1 protein-coding gene is annotated in these 265 nt (G+C 34.0%); it reads right to left on the reverse strand.

Annotated elements, in window-relative coordinates; all coding sequences use genetic code 11:
* A partial coding sequence (locus ACWA1B_RS22830) for a TerC family protein (protein WP_456910921.1) occupies window positions 1–265 on the reverse strand: 265 nt, incomplete at both ends.

Raw genomic sequence — 265 nt, forward strand, 5'->3', positions numbered from 1 at the left:
TTTGCCAGCATATTTGCTAAGAAGAAATACATAGAACGTAATCCTAGAATAGCAAAAATATTAGAACTAAATACTAAAAACGGATCTGAAGTAATGGCTAAAATTGCAGGAACACTATCAACTGCAAAAAGAACATCCATAACTTCAATCACAATCAGCGCCACAAATAAAGGCGTTGCAGCTTTCTTTGCAGTTTTCGTAGAAATAAAAAATTTCTCTCCATCCATTTCTGCAGTAATCGGCATAACTTTTCCTAAAGCTTTGT

It is taken from the genome of Flavobacterium xizangense, from assembly GCF_054075145.1.